The following is a 2,629-nucleotide window of genomic DNA, read 5'->3' on the forward strand; positions in this document are numbered from 1 at the left end:
GGGGGTTAGTCGGTGCGGCGGGTGGCGGCGGCGGCCAGGTCGACGAGCGCCTGGCGGGCCTCGGTGTCGAGGTCGACCGAGGCGAGCGCCGCCAGCGCGCCCTCGGTCAACGTGGTGATCCGCTGCTCCGTACGATCCGGCGCGCCGCTCCTGGTGATCAGCCCGCGCAGCCGGGTGACCCCCTCCTCGTCCAGCCCCGGATCACCGAGCCCGGCCAGGAGCTGCGCCCGGTCGGCCTCGTCGAGCGTCTCCAACGCGGTCGCCACCAGGTAGGTCCGCTTGCCCTCCCGCAGGTCGTCACCGGCCGGCTTACCGGTCTGCGCCGGGTCGCCGAAGACACCGAGCATGTCGTCGCGGAGCTGGAACGCCTCACCCAGCGGCAACCCGTACGCCGAGTAGGCCGCCTCGACGTCCGCCGGGGCGTCCGCCAGCGCGGCGCCGAGAAGCAGTGGACGCTCGACCGTGTACTTCGCCGACTTGTAGCGGGCGACCTTGCCGGCCCGTTCCACCGAGGTGTTCCGGGTCACCTGGGCGAGGACGTCGAGGTACTGCCCGACGGTGACCTCCGTGCGCATCTCGTCGAAGACCGGACGGGCCCGGGCCACGACGCGCGGCTCCAGCCCGGCGGAGTGCAGCAGCTCGTCGGACCAGACGAGACAGAGGTCGCCGAGCAGGATCGCCGCGGCGTCGCCGAACCCGTCCGGATCGCCGCCCCAGCCGGAGCGCCGGTGCCGGGTGGCGAACCGGCGGTGCACCGCGGGCTCGCCGCGCCGGGTGTCCGAGCGGTCCATCAGGTCGTCGTGGATCAGGGCGCTGGCCTGCACCAGCTCGAGCGCGGCCAACGCGGCGAGCACCTGGTCGCTGTCGACACCGCCGGCGCCCCGGTAACCCCAGTAGGCGAAGGCCGGCCTCAGTCGCTTGCCGCCACCCAGTACGAACGCCTCGACCACCTCCGCCAGGGGGGACAGGGCGTCGTCGACACCGGCCATCCAGGTCCGCTGGTTGGCCAGGAACTCGGTGAGGGCCTTGTCGACTCGCTGCCGAAGGCCGGCGCGGTCGACGGGGGAGACGGAAGTTGCGTCGTTCACGCGTGAACGCTAGCCGGTCGGGTCGGGCATGCGATACCCGCCAGTATCGAGGCGGGTCGCAGCTCACCCGCGCCGATCCCGCCCCCGCCCCGACGAGGGCGGCCGGGGTAGGTACGGGCGGATCGTCGTGACCAACGTCATGTGACGCCGGACGGCAGGTGCCCGCCGGTGCGCGGCCAGGCCGCGCCGCACCTCGCCCAGCTGGGCCAACGCCCGGGGCGACCCGGCGCGGACCGCGTCGACGAGTGCCGCCCCCGCCGTCTCGCAGGCCAGCTCCACCTCACCGAGTTGGAGGTAAGCGCGGGCCAGCCAACCGCCGTACACCGCCGCACGGCGCGGACGTCCGCGCTCCCGGGCCGCCCCACCCAGCAGCGCCTCGGCTCGCCGGGGCCGCCCGAGGGCGACCAGGGTCCGCCCGGTCATCGCCGTCAGCTCCGGCTCGTCGAGCCAGTAGAGCCAGGACGGCTCACGGCCGGAGGTGGCAGCCGTGGTGACCCGGTCGGCGGCGCGGAGGGCCTGCCCGGCCGCCTCCGGCCGCCCCGCGAGGGCCGCGGCGAGAGCCACCCGGTGCAGCAGCAGGGCACGCAGCCCGGGGCCGGCCCACCGCCGGCTGCCCGCGTACGCGGTACGGGCCAGCAGGAGGGCACCCTCGGGATCCCCGGCACCGGCGAGCAGGTGACTGGCCGAGCCGAGCACGTGCCCGGCGAGGTCCGGTGCGCCGGCGGCCGCGGCGGCGCGCAGCCCGAGCCGGTACGCGTCCAGGGCGGCGGTCGGGTCACCGGCGTCGGCGGCGAGCCAGCCGGCGAGCTGGGCCGACTCGGCGAGCAGGGGCAGCAGCCGGCGTCGGCCGGCCGGACCGGACCGGGGCAGCGCCCGCACCACCCGGCGGAGCCGGTCGGTGCCGAGCGGTGCGAGGTCGACCCCGCCGGACAGGTCGTCGAGGCGCCGCAGCCCGGCCAGCCCGTCGGCGTACGCCCCCTCGGGCGGGCGGGACGTGTCACCGGAGGAGCTCGGCGGCGCCGGGGCGGGCTCGTCGCCCGGCACGTCCGGCCCGGCGAGCCGCCCGGGCGCGGCGACCAGCAACTCGGCGCGCGGGTCGGCCCGCCACCGCTGGGCCAGGGCGAACAGCGCGGCGCGGGACCGGGCGGCGCCGGTCGGACCGGTCGGCGGCGGGGCGAGCCGGCGGGCGCTGGTCGCCGCGCCGGCCAGCAGGTCGAGCGGCGCGGCGAGGACGACGGCGAGCCAGCGCAGCCAGAAGTCACCGGGCACCCGCACCTGCCGTTCCCACCGGGACACCTCGTGCCGGCTCAGGGTCGGCACGCCGGCCGCGGCACAGAGTTCGGCGGCGGTGCGCCGCTGACTCCAGCCGCGCGCCAGCCGGAGCTGGGTGAGCAGCGGCCCGAGCAGCAGCGGGCCGCCGGGCGGGGGCGGGGTCATCGGGCCTCCGGAGGGTCACGGGTGCGGCGGCGTCGACCGTCCGCCGGACGCCCGCACCACCGCTGAGAACGGCGACCCCCGCACGGCCCCCCGTGGAGTCCGGC

Annotated in this window: 2 protein-coding genes; both read right to left on the reverse strand. The window is 77.5% G+C overall.

All coding sequences use genetic code 11. From position 1 onward, the window contains the following. Positions 1 to 5: 5 nt before the first annotated feature. Positions 6 to 989: a polyprenyl synthetase family protein gene (locus E1211_RS31575; protein WP_243709797.1), complete on the reverse strand. Its 984-nt coding sequence runs from the start codon at positions 987 to 989 to the stop codon at positions 6 to 8. A gap of 162 nt (positions 990 to 1,151) precedes the next feature. Then, on the reverse strand, positions 1,152 to 2,525 hold the full coding sequence (locus E1211_RS31580) for a transcriptional regulator (RefSeq protein WP_132353823.1): 1,374 nt from the start codon (positions 2,523 to 2,525) through the stop codon (positions 1,152 to 1,154). Positions 2,526 to 2,629 lie beyond the last annotated feature (104 nt).

Source organism: Micromonospora sp. 15K316 (assembly GCF_004348525.1).
Classification (GTDB): domain Bacteria; phylum Actinomycetota; class Actinomycetes; order Mycobacteriales; family Micromonosporaceae; genus Micromonospora.